Origin of the sequence: Microvenator marinus (assembly GCF_007993755.1) — a bacterium.
Classification (GTDB): Bacteria; Myxococcota_A; Bradymonadia; order Bradymonadales; family Bradymonadaceae; genus Allomicrovenator; species Allomicrovenator marinus.
The window spans coordinates 4,567,379-4,587,993 of the sequence record NZ_CP042467.1 but is presented as its reverse complement, the minus strand read 5'-3'; the positions used below and the strand labels follow the sequence as shown (position 1 = coordinate 4,587,993).

General features: G+C 55.6%; 17 protein-coding genes. 2 read left to right on the top strand and 15 right to left on the bottom strand.

Annotation, left to right across the window (positions count from 1 at the left end):
• Window positions 1-12 precede the first annotated feature (12 nt).
• From FRD01_RS18915 to FRD01_RS18890, 6 genes are read right to left on the bottom strand one after another with little or no spacing between them, the layout of a single operon-like run.
• Window positions 13-648 (bottom strand): hypothetical protein, encoded by a 636-nt coding sequence (locus FRD01_RS18915; protein ID WP_146962500.1) that lies wholly within the window; start codon window positions 646-648, stop codon window positions 13-15.
• Window positions 645-2,825 carry a xanthine dehydrogenase family protein molybdopterin-binding subunit gene (locus tag FRD01_RS18910; RefSeq protein WP_249755745.1) on the bottom strand — a complete coding sequence of 727 codons (2,181 nt, stop codon included), beginning with the start codon at window positions 2,823-2,825 and terminating at the stop codon, window positions 645-647. Before FRD01_RS18910 ends, FRD01_RS18915 begins: the two co-directional genes overlap by 4 nt.
• On the bottom strand, window positions 2,822-3,286 hold the full coding sequence (locus FRD01_RS18905; protein ID WP_146962498.1) for a (2Fe-2S)-binding protein: 465 nt from the start codon (window positions 3,284-3,286) through the stop codon (window positions 2,822-2,824). The genes FRD01_RS18910 and FRD01_RS18905 overlap by 4 nt, the downstream gene beginning before the upstream one ends.
• A 10-nt stretch (window positions 3,287-3,296) precedes the next feature.
• Window positions 3,297-3,785, bottom strand: coding sequence for a hypothetical protein (locus FRD01_RS18900; RefSeq protein WP_146962497.1), 489 nt, complete (start codon window positions 3,783-3,785; stop codon window positions 3,297-3,299).
• Window positions 3,778-4,365, bottom strand: coding sequence for a nucleotidyltransferase family protein (locus FRD01_RS18895; RefSeq protein WP_146962496.1), 588 nt, complete (start codon window positions 4,363-4,365; stop codon window positions 3,778-3,780). The genes FRD01_RS18900 and FRD01_RS18895 overlap by 8 nt, the downstream gene beginning before the upstream one ends.
• Window positions 4,358-5,407, bottom strand: coding sequence for an XdhC family protein (locus FRD01_RS18890; RefSeq protein ID WP_146962495.1), 1,050 nt, complete (start codon window positions 5,405-5,407; stop codon window positions 4,358-4,360). The genes FRD01_RS18895 and FRD01_RS18890 overlap by 8 nt, the downstream gene beginning before the upstream one ends.
• A 118-nt stretch (window positions 5,408-5,525) precedes the next feature.
• On the opposite strand from FRD01_RS18890, the gene FRD01_RS18885 reads away from it, so the two are divergent.
• Window positions 5,526-7,955: an EGF domain-containing protein gene (locus FRD01_RS18885; RefSeq protein ID WP_249755744.1), complete on the top strand. Its 2,430-nt coding sequence runs from the start codon at window positions 5,526-5,528 to the stop codon at window positions 7,953-7,955.
• On the opposite strand, the gene FRD01_RS18880 is transcribed toward FRD01_RS18885, so the two are convergent.
• The 9 genes from FRD01_RS18880 to FRD01_RS18840 form a co-directional block, all read right to left on the bottom strand.
• Window positions 7,952-9,022 (bottom strand): hypothetical protein, encoded by a 1,071-nt coding sequence (locus FRD01_RS18880; RefSeq protein WP_146962493.1) that lies wholly within the window; start codon window positions 9,020-9,022, stop codon window positions 7,952-7,954. The two genes, FRD01_RS18885 and FRD01_RS18880, sit on opposite strands and share 4 nt — an antisense overlap.
• A gap of 24 nt (window positions 9,023-9,046) precedes the next feature.
• Window positions 9,047-9,532: a phosphatidylglycerophosphatase A family protein gene (locus FRD01_RS18875; protein ID WP_146962492.1), complete on the bottom strand. Its 486-nt coding sequence runs from the start codon at window positions 9,530-9,532 to the stop codon at window positions 9,047-9,049.
• The gene (locus FRD01_RS18870) at window positions 9,529-11,886 is read right to left on the bottom strand and encodes an efflux RND transporter permease subunit (protein ID WP_146962491.1); all 2,358 of its coding nucleotides are present in this window, start codon (window positions 11,884-11,886) and stop codon (window positions 9,529-9,531) included. Before FRD01_RS18870 ends, FRD01_RS18875 begins: the two co-directional genes overlap by 4 nt.
• The gene (locus FRD01_RS18865; protein ID WP_146962490.1) at window positions 11,883-12,269 is read right to left on the bottom strand and encodes a GtrA family protein; all 387 of its coding nucleotides are present in this window, start codon (window positions 12,267-12,269) and stop codon (window positions 11,883-11,885) included. The genes FRD01_RS18870 and FRD01_RS18865 overlap by 4 nt, the downstream gene beginning before the upstream one ends.
• Window positions 12,266-13,084 carry a CDP-alcohol phosphatidyltransferase family protein gene (locus FRD01_RS18860; RefSeq protein ID WP_146962489.1) on the bottom strand — a complete coding sequence of 273 codons (819 nt, stop codon included), beginning with the start codon at window positions 13,082-13,084 and terminating at the stop codon, window positions 12,266-12,268. Before FRD01_RS18860 ends, FRD01_RS18865 begins: the two co-directional genes overlap by 4 nt.
• Before the next feature lie 27 nt (window positions 13,085-13,111).
• The gene (locus tag FRD01_RS18855) at window positions 13,112-14,416 is read right to left on the bottom strand and encodes an inositol-3-phosphate synthase (protein WP_146962488.1); all 1,305 of its coding nucleotides are present in this window, start codon (window positions 14,414-14,416) and stop codon (window positions 13,112-13,114) included.
• Between the two features lie 117 nt (window positions 14,417-14,533).
• A complete protein-coding gene (clpB, locus tag FRD01_RS18850) occupies window positions 14,534-17,128 on the bottom strand; it encodes an ATP-dependent chaperone ClpB (RefSeq protein WP_146962487.1) in 2,595 nt (864 codons plus the stop codon).
• Between the two features lie 153 nt (window positions 17,129-17,281).
• Window positions 17,282-17,806 (bottom strand): thioredoxin family protein, encoded by a 525-nt coding sequence (locus FRD01_RS18845; protein WP_146964017.1) that lies wholly within the window; start codon window positions 17,804-17,806, stop codon window positions 17,282-17,284.
• 207 nt (window positions 17,807-18,013) lie between these two features.
• On the bottom strand, window positions 18,014-20,275 hold the full coding sequence (locus tag FRD01_RS18840) for a protein-disulfide reductase DsbD family protein (RefSeq protein ID WP_146962486.1): 2,262 nt from the start codon (window positions 20,273-20,275) through the stop codon (window positions 18,014-18,016).
• Between the two features lie 55 nt (window positions 20,276-20,330).
• Between FRD01_RS18840 and FRD01_RS18835 the strand changes: the two genes are divergently transcribed.
• Window positions 20,331-20,615, top strand: a complete 285-nt coding sequence (locus FRD01_RS18835) for a hypothetical protein (RefSeq protein WP_146962485.1) — start codon at window positions 20,331-20,333, stop codon at window positions 20,613-20,615.

Sequence of the window (20,615 nt, the reverse complement as noted above, 5' to 3'; positions counted from 1 at the left end):
GGCCCAGAACACTTAAGGGCAATGAGCTCCACCATCCACCCAAATCTCAAATGCCTCGACAAAATCCTCGTGTGAGTGCGGGGGCTTCGTCCTATTGCCGCCAGGATTCCACCCCCAGAGCACCAGCGCATCAAAGGTGACGTGTTCCACCAACTCTTCCAGGGACTTGTTGCCGTTATCCGCGGGGCGCTTGAGCTGCTCGCAGAGTTCAGTGGGTGTTCTGTCTTGAAAGACCATCGGCATGTCTTTGGGTGGGAGCTGCCAATGCGGAGCGCCCGGAGGGCCAGCTTCACCGGGGGCGCCGTAGACTTCGGTGTTGAAGGGCTGATGGCAGGTTGCGCATTCGAGGCCGTTGGCCTGGCTTTGGCGCGAGATATTCATGGCGTGCGGGATGGACTGATCCGTTTGTAAAGGTTCTTCCCCGACAGGATGACAGTTCATACACCTCGGAGACACGAGGACCTCGTAGACCGTGCCCCAGGCTTCTTTAGACTGCTCAGCTCCGATGCCCGTGCGAGGCGTTCTCGGCTCTCGCTCAACTTTCGTGGGTTCCTCTGCACCCGAAACCGACACAACCCCGAGGACAGCCGTGCCGAGCCCGAGGACCCCAAAAAACCCCAGCAGAACCTGGCGAGTAACTGTCTTCATTTGGTGTCCTTAAGTGCTTGCAAAAACGGCATCCTTCTTAGTCGTTGACCAGTGACTTCAAAAATCGCCCCAGCTAGGGCTGGAGCCACCGGAGGAAGACCCGGCTCCCCAACACCCGTGGGCGCTTCGTTACTCTCTACAATATCTACAAATATCTCGGGTGTTTCATGCAATCTAATAAATTTGTAATCATCAAAATTACCTTGAATCACATGTCCATTTTCAAATGTGATTTCTTGATGAATAGCAGCCGAGATTCCCTGAATGATACAGCTCTCCATCTGCTGCCTCACGATATCTGGATTAACCACGATGCCACAATCGACCACACACCAGACGCGCCTCACCTCGATTGCGCCATTGGTTACACGAGCTTCTACGACTTCGGCACAGTAGGTATCGAAAGACTTATGGACCGCAATGCCTTTGCCCCATCCGGAATCGCGTGGGCCTGAGAAATCCGCGAGTTCCGCAGCCTTTTCCAGAACATTTCGCTCCCTCGAGCCTTGAGGCAAATGCTCCAATCTAAAGGCCAAGGGGTCTTTGTCAGCGGCGGCTGCGAGCTCGTCGATAAACGACTCCATCGCAAAGGCGTTAAACGAGTGACCCACACTTCTCCAGAAGCTCACGGGCACATCCACCCGAATCTGAGTGTACTTCACATCATGCTCAGGAATTCTATACGCCGTCTCGCTCGCCCCTTCTGTAGCAAGAGCGTTTGGGAGCATATCAGACTCTACAAGACTTCCGGCAGCTCGCGCGGCCATCGTCCGGGCAATCCTCGGCAACCACTCGGGCAAAATACCAGGCAGCCAGTCCCTCAAGTCCAAGAGAGACTGCGAGAGCGTGTGGTAGTGCAACGCCTGAATGCGGCCAGATTCATCTAGCCCACCGACCACCCTCGTATGATTGATCGGCCGGTAGTATCCGCCCCGCATATCGTCTTCACGGCTCCAGATCACGTGGACAGGCTTTTTGAGCTTCCTCGCGACGAGCACGGCTTCAACCACGTAGTCGATCATCAGCCGCCTGCCGAAGCCGCCGCCCAGCATGGTCGTGTGAATTTTGACCTTGGCTCGGTCGATTCCGAGCAGCATGGCGATATCCCCCTGCGCTGCTGACTGCCACTGCAGGGGCGCCCAAATCTCGGCGGAATCCCCTTTGACCCAGGCCGCGGCGTTCATGGGCTCCATGGGCGAATGAGAGAGATAAGGAGAGGCATACTCAGCTTCAAACACCTTGAGGCCCGCAGGAATATCCGGCTCAGACTTTCGTGACTCACGAGCGGCCTCGCTGGCCAACTCAGCGGAGTTCAGGCCTTTAAGCTTTGAGTCGTCATTCCATTCAACCTTCACAAGGCGCGAGGCACGCATTGCTTGCCAGTATTTTTGGGCAACCACAGCCACACCCCTTTCAAACTCAAAAATCGCTTCTACGCCCGTCTCCTTTTCGGCTGCACTTGCGTCGAAAGATTTCAAGGTCGAGCCCATCACGGGTGGCCGGATCACGACGGCACGCAACATGCCGGGTACCGACACATCTATCCCGAAGACCGCTTCACCCTTGACCTTCTCGAGCGCATCAACACGCGTTTTGGCCTGCCCAATAACCTTGAAGTCCTTGGTCTTGATGCGCGGAGACGACGGAATCTCTTGTGTGGACGCGGCGCGCGTCAGATCGCCTATCGGAACCGATTTGTCTTTGTGGTGAATGGCGCCTTCACGGGCCTCACACTCCGAGGCCGGCACGCCCCATGCCGAAGCAGCCGCAAGAACGAGCATTTCGCGCGCGGCAGCGGCGGCCTCTCGAATAGGCACAAAGCTCTCTTTGAGACTGGATGACCCGCCGGTGATTTGAACGCCAAAGGTCTGATAATCGGGTCCAGCCTCGGGGTGATAAGAACGCACCATCTCGAGAGGAACCTCGAGCTCCTCGGCCACGAGCATCGCATGGGAGGTGAAGACACCCTGCCCCATTTCGGTCTTCGCAACGGCGACCTGCACGAACCCATCTGGTTGAATCGCGATGATCGCGTTCGGCCTGAACACGCCCGTAGATTCAGCCTCTTCGCGCATTTGCCCACGCCCATTCGAGCAACCGGCAAAGTGTACACCCATGACCAAGACACCGGACGCCGTCAAACTAACCTTGAGAAATTCTCGTCTCGAGAAGTTCACGGCTGACCTCCGAGCTTCGACGCGGCGAGTTTTACGGCCTTTCTGATTCTCGGGTATGTTCCACATCGACAGAGATTGGCTGAGAGTGCGGAATCGATCTCGGCGTCCGACGGATTCTCATTGACGCTAAGGAGCGCGGCAGCCTGTACGATTTGTCCTGGTTGGCAATACCCACACTGGACCACATTTTCCTCAAGCCACGCCTCCTGTACGGCATGAAGCGTGCCGCCCTCGCCGAGCCCTTCTACGGTAGTAATCTCGGCCCCTTCGACGCTCCCAACTGGCAGTACACATGAGCGCCTCGCCTTTCCGTCGACCATTACGGTACACGCCCCGCAGAGCGCCTTACCGCACCCGAATTTTGTGCCGAGGAGATTGAGTTCTTCTCGAATGACCCAGAGCAACGGAACATCGCCCGGGACATCGACTTCGTGGTCTTCACCGTTTACTTTGAACTTCATAATGCTCCGTCTATTTGAACTCGTCATCCGAAGCCCAAATAGGGAACTTCAGGAGGAGCCCGCCTTCCAAGCTGCCGGGATCTTGGAAATCAGGCATATGTTTATAACGCAGGGTAAAACTCAGAATTCCGAGCGTGAGCACTCCTCGCGCTTGGAGACCCAGCGAGACGTCATCCGAGAACTCGAGGGCAACCCCGCCGTCTAGCCCCAAAGGTCCGTAACCGAACTCAGGTCCGATATTGGAGGCCACTAAATCTCGGCCGAAATCCCATTGGCCATCGGCAAAGAGGCCCCACCAGAGACCGTCTCTTAGCCTTACCAACGAGGTCTCCGCGCCGGCTAGAAACGCGGCATGCCCTGTGCCGCCATTCGTCAAGCCCAGGCTCGGACCAACGTTCCAAACCCAAGTCGTGCGTGGTCCAAACGAGAATGGTTTACCTTCCTCGGCCAACGCACTTGCGGGTAAGACAAGGGCCAAAATCAAGATTACCTTATTCATTTGACCCCAGAAATTTATCCCATTCATCTTGCTCATCGATGTCTAGCGTATCCCAATTCTCGAAAACCTTCATCGTGTATCGGTTTAGATGCAGCTCCTGGCGCAGAATTTCACGCGCGCCACGGTCCCCTTCTACCTCTCGGAGCAACGAGAGCGCGTTTGGGGCGAAGATGGCAGGAACTCCTGGACCCGTTGGATAATGCGTACATGCGATGTCTACCTCGGAGATGGCCTCAACCAGAGCACTCAAATGTGTGGCACCAATTGCAGGTTGATCCGTAAGCGCGATGCCGACCGGCGCTCCTGGGAACTTCACATCCAGAAAGTCCAGACCGGCCAGAATGGAAGTGGCCATACCCGCCTGCCAATCAGGGTTGACTACCCAAAGCGCTGAGCCAATTTGACGGCGGACGTCTTCTTCACGAGCCCCAAGTACCACCACGGGAATCGCACCCGCCTCCTCCACTACGCGGACAGCGCGCGCGACCAAGGTCTCACCTTTCAGCCTCAGAAGTTGTTTCGGGCGGCCAAGCCGAGTCGACCCACCCGCGGCCAAAATCAGAAAGACGGGCTTAGGCATTCCAATCTCGTATCTCGATCGGAGAGTGAATCGGCGACTCTCGGTGCCGTAGTCGGCCGCCGCTGCGACCGTTTCGCAGCGCTACAATTTCAGACACGATCGAAACCGCGACATCTGCAGGTGTATCTCCTCCAAGGTCAAGCCCCACCGGCGTATGCAGGCGCTCAAGGCCATCGGGTATCTGGCCGGCCTCCTTCCACCTCGCCACCAACTTTGCGGCACGACGTTTAGGCCCCATCAATCCTACGAACCACGCGTCGGTCTTTAGCAACGCTGGCACAAGCCAGGTGTCGAGTTCAAGGTCGTGCGTCATGACGATCGCGGCCTCGGAACGGCCGAGTGTTGGAACGGCATGTGGCTTGAGTACGAACGTCGCCTCACCCTCAAATCTGGCGAGCTTTAAGGGGTCTGGGCTCGCTACGGTACATCGCCAACCAGCGGCATTTGAGATGCTAGCCAGCACTTGGGCATCGGGACCAGCCCCGAAGATCCAAAGCTTCATCAGCGGTTGAAAGTAGGCGAAGAGAGCTCGCGATTCGCCGTCTTGAACGTGGAGAGAACGCTCGTTTTCAAAGGCCCAGCGCAAGTGCTCTTGCATCCGTTCATCCGAGGAAAACTCCCCGGCCACCACTGAACTCTGATTGTATAGACCGCAGCGGCCCGCCCAATGGCCTGAGAAACCGAGTGCAAAGACCTGGGGTTCTTGCGGCTCAGCGGCCTGTACAAAGGCTTCCCCGAGCTCTTCGAACGGTTGCAGAAAGACGGTCACAACCCCATCACACCCCGACCCCCATTCGCCAGAGCCCAGAAAGCTCTCCGCTCTCGTGTCGTACTGAACCAGGCGCTCGCCACTCTCCAAGAACTTCCTTGCTTGTCGCGCGATATCGCGCTCCAAACAACCTCCTGACACTGAGCCAATCAGCGGGGCGCCACCGCGCACCACCAGTTGTGCTCCCGGTTGGCGGTACGCCGAGCCCTCGACGTGCACAAGGGTTACAAGGATATCGCCAGCCGATATTGACTGCAGTTCAAGAGCGCTCATGAATAAGTCGTTTTTTTACGCTGATAGGGTTTGAAATAGAATTGATGCAGACCTAACATAATTTCACTTTAGACATTTGCCTGTGCTAGATAGAAATCGAACTCACCTTGGAGAGATGATGAAACGTTGTACTACACTTTGGGCTTTGGCCTTGGTTGGCTCACTCATTCCGAATTTGGCATTTTCGCAGGCCTTCCCGCAAGATGCAGATTGGGAAGCGGTCACGAAATTCGATGCTACCACCATGCAGGAGGTTCCGATTAACGACCCTCCGGGCGACGCGCCTGGCTCAAGGGATATCGTTGGCGATGCCGCGCGACCCACTGCCTACACGTGGGCGGACGCGGACTATTTCTACACCAGGATTCGGGTTAACTCTTCGCCGATTCAACAACCCAACAACCTCCAACCTTATTCGTGGGGCATGGTCTTCGATACCGACGGTGACTACTCGACCATCGAGCTTGCGACCATGGTCTCGGGTGTCGCGAATCCAGATGAAGTCGCGATCAAGTCGAATTCCACACAACAAGATGCGAACTCACCTTCGGACGTTTTGGAAGCCGACCTTTGGTCCGACCGATTCTGGGATTTTGGCCGCGTAGTTATGGCTTGTGAACAAGCTTCGGCGCCACAGCCGCCGTGCTTTTCGAATGATGATGACTACTTCATCGACTACGCCGTGCCTCTCGAAGACCTCACAAACGCAGGCGTAGACCCCAACAACTTACGAGTCATCGTTGGGGCAGGAAACGCAGATAGCCGATTCGACGGCGACTTCGGAGGCGATGGTTCTTCGATTGAAGACCTAATCTCTGGCCCAGCCATTCTCATCTCAGTTCAGATCACAACCCCGGCTGACGCATCAGTAGTTCCTCAGTCCGTGGACACGATCTCGGGCACGGCCAAGCCGGGCGCCACGATCAGCGTGACGGTAGACGGTGGTACAGCGCAGATCACGGTGGCCGACGCGAACGGAAACTGGAGCGTGAGCCTCAATCAATCCCTCGGCGACGGCACGCACACGATCGTGGCGCAGGCTGACTCCAACGGAGAGATCACCAACGATAGTGTGACCTTCTTGGTGGACGAGGACGAGTGCGCGGACCCAACAACCAATACGTGCGATGAGAACGCCACGTGTATCAACCTGCCTCAGGGGTTCTCGTGTACTTGCGAGAGCGGCTACGAGGGCGACGGTCAAACATGCACCAATATCAACGAATGTGACCTTGGCACGGATAACTGCGACCCTCGGGTCGACTGCGTGGACACCGAAGGCGGCTTTGAGTGTGGCGCGTGTCCGAGTGGGTTTGAGGACATCTTTGGCGATGGCTCGTTCTGTCGTGACATCGACGAGTGCACGCTTGATACGGATGATTGCCTTGTCGCCGAGTTCTGCACCAATACACCAGGCGGCTTCACATGCAGCCTTTGCCAGCCTGGATACGAGTTCAATGTCGGACTCTCGATTTGCGAAAACATCGACGAATGCGACCGTGATTTAGATGATTGCTCGGAGCTCGCAAGTTGCACGGATACGGACGGAAGTTTCACCTGTGGCGCATGTCCAGCCGGCTACGAAGACGTCTTCGGCGACGGTACGTTCTGTCGGGACATTGACGAGTGCGCAGCCACACCATGCGACGAGTTCGTGGTCTGTACAAACTTGCCGGGTACATTCACGTGCGGCACCTGCCCGCCCGGGTTCGAAGACCAAAACGGAGACGGCTCTATCTGCTTGGACATCGATGAATGCGCGGACGAAACGCTCAACGATTGCGACGAGATTGCTGGCTGCTCCAACATTCCGGGCGGGTTCGCGTGCGGCGGTGGGAACTGCCCTCCTGGCTTTGAGGACGTCAATGGTGACGGGTCACTATGTCAAGATATCGACGAGTGTGAACTCATGCTCGATACCTGTGATGACACGGCTGAATGCACCAACACCGAAGGCGGTTTTGAGTGTGGCGCATGCCCAGATGGCTACGAGGATGTCAATGGTGATGGCACGCAATGTGCCGACGTCGATGAGTGCGAGACTGGCGTGAACAACTGCCATGAAAACGCGACCTGCACCAACACAGACGGAAGCTTCACGTGCGAGTGCGCCGAAGGCTTCGTTGGCGACGGCGAAATGTGTGAAGTGGACGACGGCACGGTGGACACAACACCCCCTGTATTGGAAGTCGTATCGCCCGTTCCTGGCGACGTACTGACCCCAGGCAGTGTCGTAGTGACCGGTACGTCTGAGCCGGGCGCGACCATTGTGGTCTTGGCCGATGGCGTGGAAATCGGGACCACCACGGCGGACGAAAATGGCGACTGGGAAGTCGAGGTGGACGTGGACGGTGGTACTGAGGAAATCTCGGTCATCGCGTCGGACGCCGCCGGGAACAGTACGCGAATAGATGTTGAGGTCAGCACTGAGACTCTAACCGCGGAGTTCTTGGCCGGAGGAGCGTGTTCCGCAGCCGACAACTCGGGCGCGCTCGGACTCTTCCCCTTATTGCTTCTCGGCTTGTTCTGGCGTCGTCGACGCGCTTAATTCAAAATATCCATACCAAGGGGGCCTCGTCCGTTCAGCTCGAGCGGCGAGTCCCCTTTGATATTTAGACGCCATTTGACATTGGCATTGAACTGGAAGGGTTTGGTGAAGCGTTGTGCCAGAAAACGTGTCACCGAACCGTACGAATCCAGAAGATCGGAGACCTGGTAGCGGCCAGGATTCTCCAGCGTGAGCTCGAGCACCTGACCCCCGTCAGACCCACGGATGACGACCTCGTAGGGCACGTTGTACCCAGACCGTTTGTCCTTCTTGAGCGCGCGCTTTTCAATGGTCGCGGAGGCATCTTCAAAGATGATTTTGTTGCCCTTACCGACCATCACCCATACGACCTCTTCGCCGCCCAAATCCTCGCTCAACTTGATGCTTCGCCACGCTACGTAGGTATCGCCGCGAGTCGCCCTGAACCGCCCAAACTGCTTGGCCAGGTCGAAAGGCGCGATGGTTGTCACAGACCAGTCGGCCATGCCCTGACGCGACGTCACGTCCACCCACTTGCCGTCAATCTTGACCCGTCCGGTCACCGACGCTCTTGGCGCGATCAAACCGAGCCTGAAGAAGTCTCCGTCAGCTCGTATCTCTCCACTACCTGGCCTCCACGACGGCAGGATATTCTTGAAAATGAGGTCGTATTCCACATCTCCCGTATGACGTACGCGATACTGACCTTCTTTGACGACTTCCACACTCGAGCGCCCCATGGTCATCTGGAATTTTGACTTGTTAAAACTCCACTCGTCTTTGTCCATAGTTTGCTTGTCCGCGTATGGCGAATGCCCCGCAAGCTCAAGCCGGGTGGCGGTGGCCGCACTGTGGTCACCCCAGCCAAAGTTCGAGATGGTCATCTCAAGGTAGAAATCACTCCCGTCACTGAGCAGCGCTGAGAACGTATAGCGCTCGCTGTAGGCTTGCCCTGACGCAAGCTTTGGAATCAGCGTTTTGGAGCTGACCCCTTTGGCGCTTCGTCCATCCTCAAAGGTCTTGACCTGAGCCTGGGCGGCGGTGGTGAAAAGAAGCAGGAGAATTGTAGCTAAGATGCGCGTCTTCATAGTGGTTAAGATGCGTGAAAGGGCTCAGAGGGTTCCCCGCAGTACAAAAACAACTAGCGCCGCCAGGACCGCGGCGAGAACGTCGTCGAGCATGACGCCCAGTCCACCTTTAACGTTTTTATCTGCCCAACTCACAGGCCACGGCTTTTTCATGTCAAAAATTCTGAACGCGACTAGCCCGACCACGAGTTCCAAAATGTTCAACGCTGTAAACGGGGCGAGCGTCAACCAAACGCCGGCCCATTCATCAAAGACAATCTTGCGGCTGTCGTCCTCTTCCAAAGCACGGCCCGCCATCTCGCACCAGTACACACCCAACACGCTGGCCCCAAGCGCAACCAGGACATGCATCCACGGGCTGATCGTGTGCGAAAGCCACCAAATCGAAGGCAGCGCTACGATCGCAGCGTAGGTGCCAGGTCCTCCCGGGATATGGCCAATTCCTCCGCAGGTCGCGAAAAACATGGAGACCGGCGCCTTGGCCCACGCTCTTTTAATTTGAGCATTCATCCCTTGTCTCCGTGCCTGAATCGCTCACGGAGCGCTAAGTCGAGCCCTATCACCACGTTGATAATCAACATGGCTAGGAACCCCATCACCGCGACTTGGCCAAGAGAATTCAAGCCAACATGATGCGACATCATCATTGCGCCAAACCCAATCATGCTGGTGGTGAACGCGGCGGCAATGGACACGATGGTGCCCACATGAAGACCGGTATTCTCAGGCTCGTCTCGCAGGTGCACGATGAGGTGGAAGGTCGCATCTACGCCAAGCCCCAACCATATGGGCAAAATCAGCACGTTGATGAAGTTGAAATCCAGGTGGCTCAACCCGATGAGACCGATGCCCGTGCCGAGTGCGAGGGCCAAAAATACCACCACACGCACGGTATCCCAGGTAAAACGAAACGCGATGAGGGCCACCAGAATCAGGCCAACCAAGGTAATCTCAACCATCCATTCCGTGTCGCGCTCCACGTATTCCAGAATTTCGGTCAAGAGCAAGGTATCGCTGATGGCGTCGATCTTTTGGCCATCAGGGCCCGGTAGCCCTCGGATCACGCCCGAGAAATCACGACTGGCATCGGCAATGTTCAAATCCACATCTGGCATGGCAAGCACGACTCCCGCGGCCGGATTATCCTTTCTTAAAAAGGGCATTTTTAGCGCGTCAGGCAGAGTCTCTAGACTGACTTCTCCCGCATCGAGCACGCCCGAAATCTCCTTCAGGAATTCCACGGCTTCTTCAGAGCGGGCGCGCTCGGGCACGTCTTCAATCTTCTCCTTGAGCCCCTGCAAGATCTCCAATTTCTCGGTCTGAGCAGGCGGCACAATATTTTCTACAGAGAGCACTTCGCCGAGCGTATACCCTAGCTCGCCGACGCGCCGACGCTCAAACTCGGCCAGGACAGCGGCGCGATGTTCAGCATTCTCCACCGGTACTACCGCTGGTGTCTGCGAAGTGCCGAGCGTCTTGTTGACCACCTCGTCGAGCTTCCAAGACGGCGTATCGGTGATGGAGAGGCTATCAAAACTTCTGTCGAAACGGACTTCGCGAGCACCGAGGACCAAGAGCAGTATACCGAGCACGTAGACCACTTGGGCCGCACGCAACCAGCTTTTCCGAGGACTCTTACGTACCCACGCTTTCTCCACCAAGAGACCGACTCGCGTGGACAGGGCCGCCTTTGGCTCACCGCGCTTCAACACAAAGATCACAAAGGGAATCAGAACCGAGTAGCTCAGAATGATGAACGCGATACCCACACTTGCGACCACTCCGAACTCGTAGAACGCCCTGAAACTTGAGGTGGAAAGGCTTCCGAGCGCAAGAATCGTGGTCAGTCCTGAATAGATACTCGCGCGCCCAGAGGTTCTGAATGTGTCAAGCCAGGCCTCCACGCTCCCCATTTGCCGCCGCGCGTCAAGGTATCGCGAGACAAGGTGAATTCCGTAATCCACCCCAAGTCCCATCAGAACTGCAGCCAAAAACCCCGTTAAAATGTTCAAACTTCCAAAGATGACCCCCGCCATCGCCATACCGGCTGCGGTTCCCACCACCAACGGCACCAGCACCAAAAGCGTGGAAACCCAAGACCGGAAATAGAACGCGAGGAAGAGAAGAATCACCACCAGCGCAGCCGGTGTGGCCTTTGCGATATCAGCCGTGAGTAAGTCTTGTTGGTCGATTCGCTTTTGGTAGCGCCCTGTCAGAGAGTATTTCAGCCCGGATTTGTCGAGACGTTCTTGAACCCCGCTGACCAGAGTACGCGTTTCATCGAGGTCTCCGGCCGGAAAGTCGGGATGCACAAAGACCAAGATGTCGCCTGCTTCAGTCACCCAAAACTTCTCGGCACTCTGAGAGTACTTGGCCGAAATATCGGACATATCGACGCTTGGCGGAGATGACTTTTTCACTTCGACAAAGAACGGATTTGCGCGTTGTTTCTCCCAGCGAATTCGTTTTTCAAGACGGCCTTCGACCTCTTTCAAGTCTTCGAGTTCGAGATAGAGTAGACGTTTATCACTCAGTAAAGACGCGGGCTCCTGGGTCACGACACGTTGAATTCCGTCGAGCCCTTCGAGCGACTTCGCCGCGGTCTCTACGTGTTGCTCGACCGAAGCACCTTCATTCGGGTGAACCACAATGGTCAGACGCCCAATCTGGTCCGCATAAACAGCCTCCAAAGATCTCAAACCTTGGACACTCGGCGCATCGTCAGGCAGGAGTCGCCCAAGATCGCCATCCAGCCTTAGCTGAGAAGCCCCCCAGAACGCCAAGACGATGAGAATCGTGAGCACGAACCCCCATGGGCCCAAATTCGAATGAAGGCTCTCTACGAGCTTCTGGTAGAGTTTCATGCGGGTCGTCCCCTAAACACCACGAACTTTGAGATGGGAAAGGTCCAGAATGTGTAGATCAGCACCTTGCCTACGAGCCATGCGGCCAAGGCATTGGTGTGCTGAACGCCGAGCTCCACCAGGCCTCCTTGCATCAATGCCGCGCTTGAGCTCATGAGAAGGTAGAGGGGTGCGGAGCGCAGAATGGGTGAGTCTTCGTCCTTGAAAATGCCCCATCTGCACATCGAAAAGTGGAGAATGCCGCCCACGACTGCGGCGAGGATTGCTGCGATGCCCGCACGGGTACTCATCCAAACGAGGATGGAATAGACCACGCCGTCGGCGGCCGTGGCGATTAGACTCGCGCCGGCGACAGCAACAAACTCGCGGAAAACGCGGCTCATGCCGGCATTTCGCCCGCTATCTGCGACGTTGGAATCACTCGTCCCTCATCCGTAGACTTGGATGGCAAGGGCGCCATTTCGTCCGAAGATGCTTGTTTGACGGCATCGAGATGTTTCATCACGTGTCGAACACGAATGAATGCGGTCTGACCGGCGATAATCGCAATGATTCCAGAGCCTCCGCCGAGGAGTTGCAGCGCTAGGACGTCTCTTCCGGCCCAAGCCGCGAGGCCTGAGAAAAGAATGGAAAACGTCAGGATAAACATGCGCACCGGTCGTTGTGCAAACCCTACTTTCACGTTCACGCCAAGGGATTCACCACGCGCCCTCGCGTAGCTCACAGCGTAAGAGAGAATCAGGGCAGCGACCGCTACGACTGTCACCCAGTTTCCACCGCCGTAGTACGCGATTCCGAGGAAAAGTACGCCTTCCGCCAGTCTGTCCATGAACGAATCGAGGAAAGCCCCGCCACGCGTGGTCAGTCCTGTCTTGCGGGCGAGGTTCCCGTCGATGATGTCGCAGAACACGGTGAGCGCGAAAATGAACGTGGACACAAAGAAGAGTCCGTTCGCCAGCGCTAAGCCGGCGAGGGACGCGAGCCCCAAGGAGGTCAGGGTCACCATGTTTGGCGTCACACCCAGTTTCGCAAGGGCAGAGACCAAAGGCCCGAACACCCAGTAGATGTACTCAACTAGAATAAAGTTCTTCCGCGGCCTCGATTTACCTGGACCGGCCAAGTAAATAACCAAGGCAACAATCAAGAACCCGAGCGTAGAGAGTGCCGGCACAACGCCGAATAAAATGTCGCTTTCCATGGTGAGCCTCCTGGGTGCTCAATTGGTTTAGGACGCGCTCGCTATTTTGGGTGCTTTGACCGATGAACGGCTTGAAATCTCTCTCAATGTCACAAAGAGATCCTCTTGTTGTTTGAAGAGGTCATGCGGAGGCATGACGTCGCCATTTCGTTGTGGACTCTTGAAGTAGAACGAGAGCCAGTCTTGAACACCACTCATGCCTGCACGTTGTGCAAGGTCCATGAAGAGCGCGAGATCAAGCGCAACCGGTGCCGCCAAAATCGAGTCGCGGCAGAGGAAGTTGATCTTGATTTGCATAGGATAATTCATCCATCCGAAGATATCGATATTATCCCAGCCTTCCTTATTATCACCGCGTGGTGGATAGTAGTCGATACGCACACGGTGAGTGATATTGCCGTAAAGCTCAGGGTAGAGCTCGGGCTCGAGAATCGACTCGATCACCGAGAGCTTGCTGACCTCTTTGGTCTTGAATGATCCCGGATCGTCAAGCACTGCGCCATCGGTATTGCCGAGGATATTGGTGGAGTACCAACCCTCGACGCCGATCATACGAGCAGCAAGACCTGGTGAAATCATGGTCTTCATCAGGGTTTGACCCGTTTTGAAGTCCTTTCCAGCAATCGCAACACCTTCGCGTTTAGCGAACTCCACAATAGCGGGAATATCGAGCGCGAGGTTAGGTGCTCCGTTCGCAAGCGGCACGCCCGACTTCACAAACGCATACGCGTAAATCATGGCGGGGCTGATGTCTGGATGGTTCTCTTTGAGACCATTCTCAAAAGCGCTCACGGTTTGGTGAACTGGGCCGGGCTCGATGTAGCGCTCGGTAGAAGCACACCAAACGCCCACGGCGCGGTCACAACCGTTTGCATCCATGAAGCCTTTGATATCGGCAACGATCGACTCGGCCAGGTCCCACTTAGACTTGGCCGACTTCACATTCGGTCCGTCAATATTCTTGACGTACTCGTGGTCGAACACAGCCGGCATAGGCTTGACGCGCTCGAGAGCCTCTTGGCAAGCGCTCAGATCTTCATTGCTAAGCACTTTGGCGCGACGCGCAGCTTGGTAGGCGTTACCTTCGTAGATATCCCAACCACCAAACACCACATCTTCCAAACTGGCCAATGGAACGGCTTCTTTCACTCGAACACGCTCACCATCCGCAGTCGGAAGGTGACCCATTTCGGCATAAGAGCCTACCGGTGCATTTCGTCCAGCCAAGATCGCGTCCACACCCGCAATAAGGGTAGTGGCCACGGCCCCAAGACCTGGGATCAAAATTGCTAGTTTTCCATCATTCGGCTGAACTTCGACAACATTCTTCATTAGAAATCTCCTTGGGCACTCGTCGTTTTGTGAACGAGACGGCGTAAGGCCTCCCTTTCGCAAGAGTCAGATGCGATTGCAAACAAGAAGTTTCCAATTCTTGTCATAACGTTCAAATTAACTCGCCTCGTCGAAGGCCTCCCGCACAAAACTAAGCTCGCCGCCTTCGACCACCACGAAGACAGTATCGCCCGGCAGGTACTGTCCAGCTAGGAGCTCTTTGGCGAGCGCGTTTTGCAATTCTTTTTGGATCACTCGCTTAAGTGGTCGAGCCCCGTAAACGGGGTCGTATCCGCGTTCAGCCAAATGCTCCAAAGCCTCGTCACTGAGCCGGATCTTCAGATCTCGGCCAGCCAGAAGTTTCTCCAAATGCCCGAGCTGAATCTTGACGATTGAACCCATGTGCTTTCTGGCCAACGCGTGGAAAAGTATCACGTCGTCCACACGATTTAGGAACTCTGGACGGAACTGTCGCATCATCTCTTCCATGACCAGTTTTTCGGTTTTTTCCCAATCGGTTTGACCAAATTCCTGGATAAAATGTGACCCGATATTCGAGGTCATGATGATCACCGTATTTTTGAAATCTACGGTACGTCCCTTGCCATCGGTCAGCCTTCCCTCGTCCAAAATCTGCAAAAAGACGTTGAACACATCAGGGTGCGCCTTCTCAATTTCGTCAAAGAGCACCACCGAATAAGGCCTGCGGCGCACGGCCTCGGTCAGATACCCACCCTCGTCGTATCCCACGTAGCCTGGAGGGGCGCCAATCAATCGGGCCACCGAGTGCTTCTCCATGTACTCAGACATATCCACCCGAACGATATTCGTCTCGTCATCGAAGAGCTGGTGAGCCAGTGAGCGCGCGAGTTCGGTCTTTCCGACACCCGTGGGGCCAAGGAAAATGAAGCTTCCGATTGGCCTGTTCGGATCCTGAAGACCACTTCTTGAGCGACGCACAGCATCAGCCACCGCTTGAACTGCCGGTTCCTGTCCGATCACACGTTCGTGAAGCCTATCCTCAAGCTGCAAGAGTTTGGCTTGTTCGCTCTCCATCATTTTCGAGACTGGAATTCCGGTCCAACGAGCCACAATGCGAGCGATATCGTCCTCGGTCACCTCCTCACGAAGGAAGCTCGAGCCGGTTTGAATCTCCTTAAGTCTCTCATCGAGCACGGCGAGCTCTCGCTCAGCAGCAGGCAAGAGGCCAAAACGAATCTCAGCTGCTCGGTCGAGCTGACCTTGTCGCTCCACCCTGTCATACTCCAATCGGAGCTCCTCGAGCGCCTGTTTAGCTGCACGCTGCTCCTCGATAAGCGACTTCTCACTCATCCATTGAGCCTTCATTCCAGCCACACTTTCGCGCAACTCGGCGATCTCGGACTCGACTTCTTCGAGGCGCTTTCGGCTCGCGTCATCACGCTCTTTCTTCATCGCCTGACGCTCGATCTCAAGGCTTGTGACCCTGCGTTCAGCCGCATCGATTTCCACGGGAAGACTCTCTAGCTCCATCTTGACCCCGGCAGCTGCCTCGTCCACAAGGTCGATGGCCTTATCAGGCAAAAAACGGTCGTTGATATACCTATCGGATAGGTTCGCAGCGGCCACCAAGGACGCATCCGAAATCCGAATCCCGTGGTGAAGCTCGTAGCGCTCCTTGATTCCCCGGAGGATGGTCACCGTATCTTCGACCGTGGGCTCTTCCACGAGAACCGGTTGGAAACGCCGCTCAAGAGCCGCGTCCTTCTCAATATATTTGCGATACTCGCGCAAGGTCGTAGCACCGATGGACCTCAGCTCGCCTCGAGCTAGTGCGGGTTTTAGCATATTCGAAGCATCCATCGATCCTTCGGCAGCACCGGCGCCCACTAGCGTGTGAAGCTCATCGATAAAGAGAATGACTTCGCCATCCGACGAGGTAATCTCCTGCAGAACTGCCTTCAGGCGTTCTTCAAATTCGCCCCTGAACTTTGCCCCAGCCACCATGGAGCCGAGGTCGAGCGAAAGCACACGTTTATCTCTCAAACTGTCCGGCACGTCTCCTGCCGCGATGCGCAATGCAATGCCCTCGGCAATGGCAGTTTTACCCACACCCGGTTCACCAATGAGCACGGGGTTATTCTTGGTTCGTCGGCTCAAGACTTGGAGGGACCTACGAATCTCTTCGTCGCGCCCGATTACGGGGTCGAGCTTGCCGCGCCGCGCAAGCGCAGTAAGATCCTTGGTGTACTTCTCCAGCGCCTGGTACTTGCCCTCTGGATCCTCATCGGTCACCCGTTGTGAACCGCGCACTTCTACCATCGCCGCCAAAACGCCATCTCTTGAAACGCCGCTTCTTCGAAGCATCTCACCGCATTCAGCACGCTCGTCACTTAGGGCGAGTAGCAGGTGTTCGGTGGAGGCAAATTCGTCTTTGAGCGCCTCGGCTTCAGACTGCGATTTCTGCAGAACCTCACGGAAGTCGTTCGACATATAAACGCTTCCGCCAGACCCTTTTGGCAGGCGATTCAAGAGGTCATTGATGCCGCGCTTTAGCACCTCGGTGTTCACATTCATCTTATGAAGAATGGGAACAACCACGCCTCCTTCCTGCGCGACCAGCGCGTCTAAAAGGTGAACCGGCCTGACCTCTGGATGCCCCTTCTTTTCGGCAATCTCCTGCGCGTCAGCCAGAGCTTCGCGGGACTTAATCGTGAATCTATCGAATCTCATCTTTCCTCCTGCTCAAGCGCACACAAGTCCTTCCGATGAAAGATTCCCCTGTGTTGCGTTGACGGTGTCTAAACTTTGTACGCAGCGTACTGCGCGCTTCCTATCTTCAAAAGCAAGCTAGACACCAGCATGTGGAGGTCAAGAGTTCTAAACCTAAGACGAGTACTTCACAGAGCAGCCGTAAGGCTTGGTGTTGGTCTGTGGCACGTCCTTTCCTTCGAGGAGCGCACCCAACGCCTGCTCTACGTGATTGGTAGGCGCCTCAGACTTTCCGCGCGGATCGTCGTCGATCGCACCGTTGTAACGAAGCACGCCTTCGGCATCCACGATGTACATATGAGGTGTAGTCTTGGCCTCATAAAGCTTGCCCACGGTTCCTGACGGATCTTGAAGCACTGGGTAGCCAAAGCCCTCTTTGCCTTTCCACTCGGTCGAGCTCTCAGGCTTGACGAAATTCGACGAGTCGACAGCCAGCCAGACAACCTTTTCTGGTCCAAACTTCTCCCACGTCTTTTGCATGGTCTTCGCCTCGTAATGGCGCACCACATAAGGGCAATCGGGGTTGGTCCACTCGAGCACCACAATTTTCCCTTTGTAATCGCTCAGCTTATGAGTCTTGCCCGACTCGTCCTTCAATTCAAATTCAGGAGCAGGTTTGCCCACCATGGCCACGGTCATAGCCTCTTCTTTGGCCACATCAGCCACGGCTGCACCAGCTTCTTCCACCTTTTCTTCAGCCGCCTGAGCAACCTCTTGCACCGCTTCGGCTGGTTCAGCCACTGCTTCGGTCTCTTTATCACACGCCCAGAGGCCCATCGCCGCCATCAAGATTAGAATTTTGGTCCCTTTCATCCTTGCTCCTTTGTTTCGCGTTTACTCTCTAAATTACTTACCCGCAGCCTCATCGAGGGCACTCACAACGAGTTCTTGAGACAATACTTCGGGCAATACCTTTACCTCTTCGATGCCGGGTCCGTAGACCAGATACAGAGGAACTCCACCTTTGCCAAAACTTTCAAGTACCTGGCGGATTTCCTCGTCCTTCTTCGTCCAATCCCCTTTGAGTTTGACCACCTGATGCTTTTCAAACGCGGCTTCCACTTTTGGCTGAGCCAGAACTGCACCTTCGTTGACTTTGCAGGTGATGCACCAATCCGCCGTGAAATCCACGAAAACCACACGGCCGTTTTGCGTCTCCTCGGCCACTCGTTCGTGTGACCACTTCTCCCACGAGGAATCGTAGGTTGCACTTTGGGTTTCAACGCTCGAGTCAAAGCTCAGCGTAACGAAGCCAGTCGCTACGACTAACGCCGCAAGCCCCAACGAAACACCCCACTTGACTGCGCCAGACTTGAATTGAACCTGCCCAAAGCCCCAGGCTCCCAGGCCCAAGACAGTCAGGAAAATCAGGAGTTGCGTGACGCCGTTGACGCCCACACTCTGCCCTAGCACCCAGATCAACCAAATACATGTGCCTAGTAGGGCAAAACCCAAGACCTGCTTAAAGACCACCATCCAATTGCCCGGTTTTGGCAGCACCCGCGCTGCTCCCGGCATCAAGGTCAAAACCACAAATGGGAAGGCGAGCCCAAGTCCGAGCACACCAAAGATCAGGAAGATAGTGGTATAAGAGGCGGATAGGGCAAAGCCCACGGCAGTCCCTAAAAACGGAGCCGAACACGGCGTGGCCAGAACCACAGCGAGCACGCCCTCACCCACACTTTGCCTCAAGGTGTGCTCGGAGGATTTCCTTGCCTGAATCCCCAGACTCACCTCAAAAACTCCGAAGAGATTCAGGGCAAAGAGCACCAACACCGCGGCCAAGGCTACGATGAAGAGCGGTTCTTGGAATTGGAAGCCCCAACCCACCTCGGTCCCTGCCACCTTTAGGCCCACAACCACGCTGGCAAGCGCCAACATGGAGCCCACCACGCCCACAGTGTACGCCAGCGAATGGGCGAGAACAGTGGATTTGGTCTCATGGGCAAGCTTCACAAACGAGAAGACTTTGATCGCCAAGACCGGAAACACGCACGGCATCAGGTTGAGGATCATTCCGCCAAGGAAGGCAAGCAACAACACGTAGAAAAGGTTTAGGTTGGGGACGTTGGCAGGCGCTTTGCCATCCGTGCTCAACTCAGCTTTCACATCCGGGCTTGGCTCAGTTGCTCCAGCGGCCTGAAGTTCAGGAATCGAGGCACAATCAAGAGGTTGCTCAATCGCCAGCGGCAAAGGCTTTCCGTCTTTTCGAACCCAAACCACCCCGCCCAGATCGCAGCTCCCTTCGAATCCATCAGGATTGGGCGTGCCAGACATTTCGATGGTACTTCGGGGCCCACTTCGCTTGATTTGTTGGGTTTTCCAAAGAACGTTCCGCCCCTCGTCTGGCATAAACGCAAAACGCTCAACGGGCGCCATGACTTCCAGCGAACACCCGCTACAAACAAGTGAAAGACTTCCGAGCACGGTCTCCGTTCCGCCTGCAACATTCAGTGCAACTTCAATACTTTGAGAGCCAGGAGACTGCGCGACCTCGGAGGATGCGGCCTCAAAAAGTTCCCAATCAAGTCCTCTTTCCGTGGCACCAACTTTGACCGTTCGCTTGAGCGTTGCACTTCCGGGAATGCATTCGACCTTGCAGGCGAGGTAGTCGATGGAGGCGTTGACCTCAATGTCACCCTTTGCTGACGCTACGCGCGCGTCTGACCAGAGAAGAACGGTGTCCGAGTACCCGAAAGTGGCCACAATTCCGGCTTTATCGAGGTAGGGCTCTGGTGCCGGCCAAGTCAACGCCGAGAACTCCACACCCTCTGCATCGAACGTCACTTCGGTAGAAAGTCCTGATTCACCAGAGTTTCGCCAGTAAATATGCCATTCGGGGTCGATTTCGAAGAACACGCCTGCACGAAATTCACCGGTCGAATCCACACTCGCGTGATCGATGACCAGATGTGCTTCAACGCGAGGATCTCCCTTGTCTTCAGCCCCAGCGGCAAAGGCCTCTGGAGGCGTCTCTGAGACCAGAGCTTTGTCCGCGTACCAGTCGGAAAAACCGGTACCGAAAACCAAAAGCAATAGCCCAAAAACCACACCAATTTGTCTATTTGCACATCCCATCGTGGTCTCGATAACCGGTATTGATTGCATTTCATTCCCCGCTGACTATGATGGTGCCCACTGGAGAACGTGGAGGAGGTCCATTATGAAGTTTATATCGCTACTCATCGCTCTCACGGCGTTGTTGCTTTCAAGCGGCTGCGCACCTGATGCAAGCAAGGTATGCTCTCACTTGAGCGAAGTCTACAAGGGTAATGTCGACCCGCCTGGATACCTCTCGGAGCAGGCCCGTTGCATCGAACATTTTGAGATGCGAAAGAAACAGTATGGTGTCAATAGTTATCGGCGCGAGGTCGAATGTATCCTGGGCTCTACCCGTGTGTTCGACGTCAAAGACTGCACTGAGAAAGAAAACAAGAAGATGAAGTAA

What these genes read in the sequence shown, in the direction of transcription:
- FRD01_RS18915 (WP_146962500.1), bottom strand. Translation starts at nt 648, where the DNA reads ATGAAGACAGTTACTCGCCAGGTTCTGCTGGGGTTTTTTGGGGTCCTC.
- FRD01_RS18905 (WP_146962498.1), bottom strand. Translation starts at nt 3,286, where the DNA reads ATGAAGTTCAAAGTAAACGGTGAAGACCACGAAGTCGATGTCCCGGGC.
- FRD01_RS18900 (WP_146962497.1), bottom strand. Translation starts at nt 3,785, where the DNA reads ATGAATAAGGTAATCTTGATTTTGGCCCTTGTCTTACCCGCAAGTGCG.
- FRD01_RS18895 (WP_146962496.1), bottom strand. Translation starts at nt 4,365, where the DNA reads ATGCCTAAGCCCGTCTTTCTGATTTTGGCCGCGGGTGGGTCGACTCGG.
- FRD01_RS18890 (WP_146962495.1), bottom strand. Translation starts at nt 5,407, where the DNA reads ATGAGCGCTCTTGAACTGCAGTCAATATCGGCTGGCGATATCCTTGTA.
- FRD01_RS18885 (WP_249755744.1), top strand. Translation starts at nt 5,526, where the DNA reads ATGAAACGTTGTACTACACTTTGGGCTTTGGCCTTGGTTGGCTCACTC.
- FRD01_RS18880 (WP_146962493.1), bottom strand. Translation starts at nt 9,022, where the DNA reads ATGAAGACGCGCATCTTAGCTACAATTCTCCTGCTTCTTTTCACCACC.
- FRD01_RS18875 (WP_146962492.1), bottom strand. Translation starts at nt 9,532, where the DNA reads ATGAATGCTCAAATTAAAAGAGCGTGGGCCAAGGCGCCGGTCTCCATG.
- FRD01_RS18870 (WP_146962491.1), bottom strand. Translation starts at nt 11,886, where the DNA reads ATGAAACTCTACCAGAAGCTCGTAGAGAGCCTTCATTCGAATTTGGGC.
- FRD01_RS18865 (WP_146962490.1), bottom strand. Translation starts at nt 12,269, where the DNA reads ATGAGCCGCGTTTTCCGCGAGTTTGTTGCTGTCGCCGGCGCGAGTCTA.
- FRD01_RS18860 (WP_146962489.1), bottom strand. Translation starts at nt 13,084, where the DNA reads ATGGAAAGCGACATTTTATTCGGCGTTGTGCCGGCACTCTCTACGCTC.
- FRD01_RS18855 (WP_146962488.1), bottom strand. Translation starts at nt 14,416, where the DNA reads ATGAAGAATGTTGTCGAAGTTCAGCCGAATGATGGAAAACTAGCAATT.
- clpB (WP_146962487.1), bottom strand. Translation starts at nt 17,128, where the DNA reads ATGAGATTCGATAGATTCACGATTAAGTCCCGCGAAGCTCTGGCTGAC.
- FRD01_RS18845 (WP_146964017.1), bottom strand. Translation starts at nt 17,806, where the DNA reads ATGACCGTGGCCATGGTGGGCAAACCTGCTCCTGAATTTGAATTGAAG.
- FRD01_RS18840 (WP_146962486.1), bottom strand. Translation starts at nt 20,275, where the DNA reads ATGCAATCAATACCGGTTATCGAGACCACGATGGGATGTGCAAATAGA.
- FRD01_RS18835 (WP_146962485.1), top strand. Translation starts at nt 20,331, where the DNA reads ATGAAGTTTATATCGCTACTCATCGCTCTCACGGCGTTGTTGCTTTCA.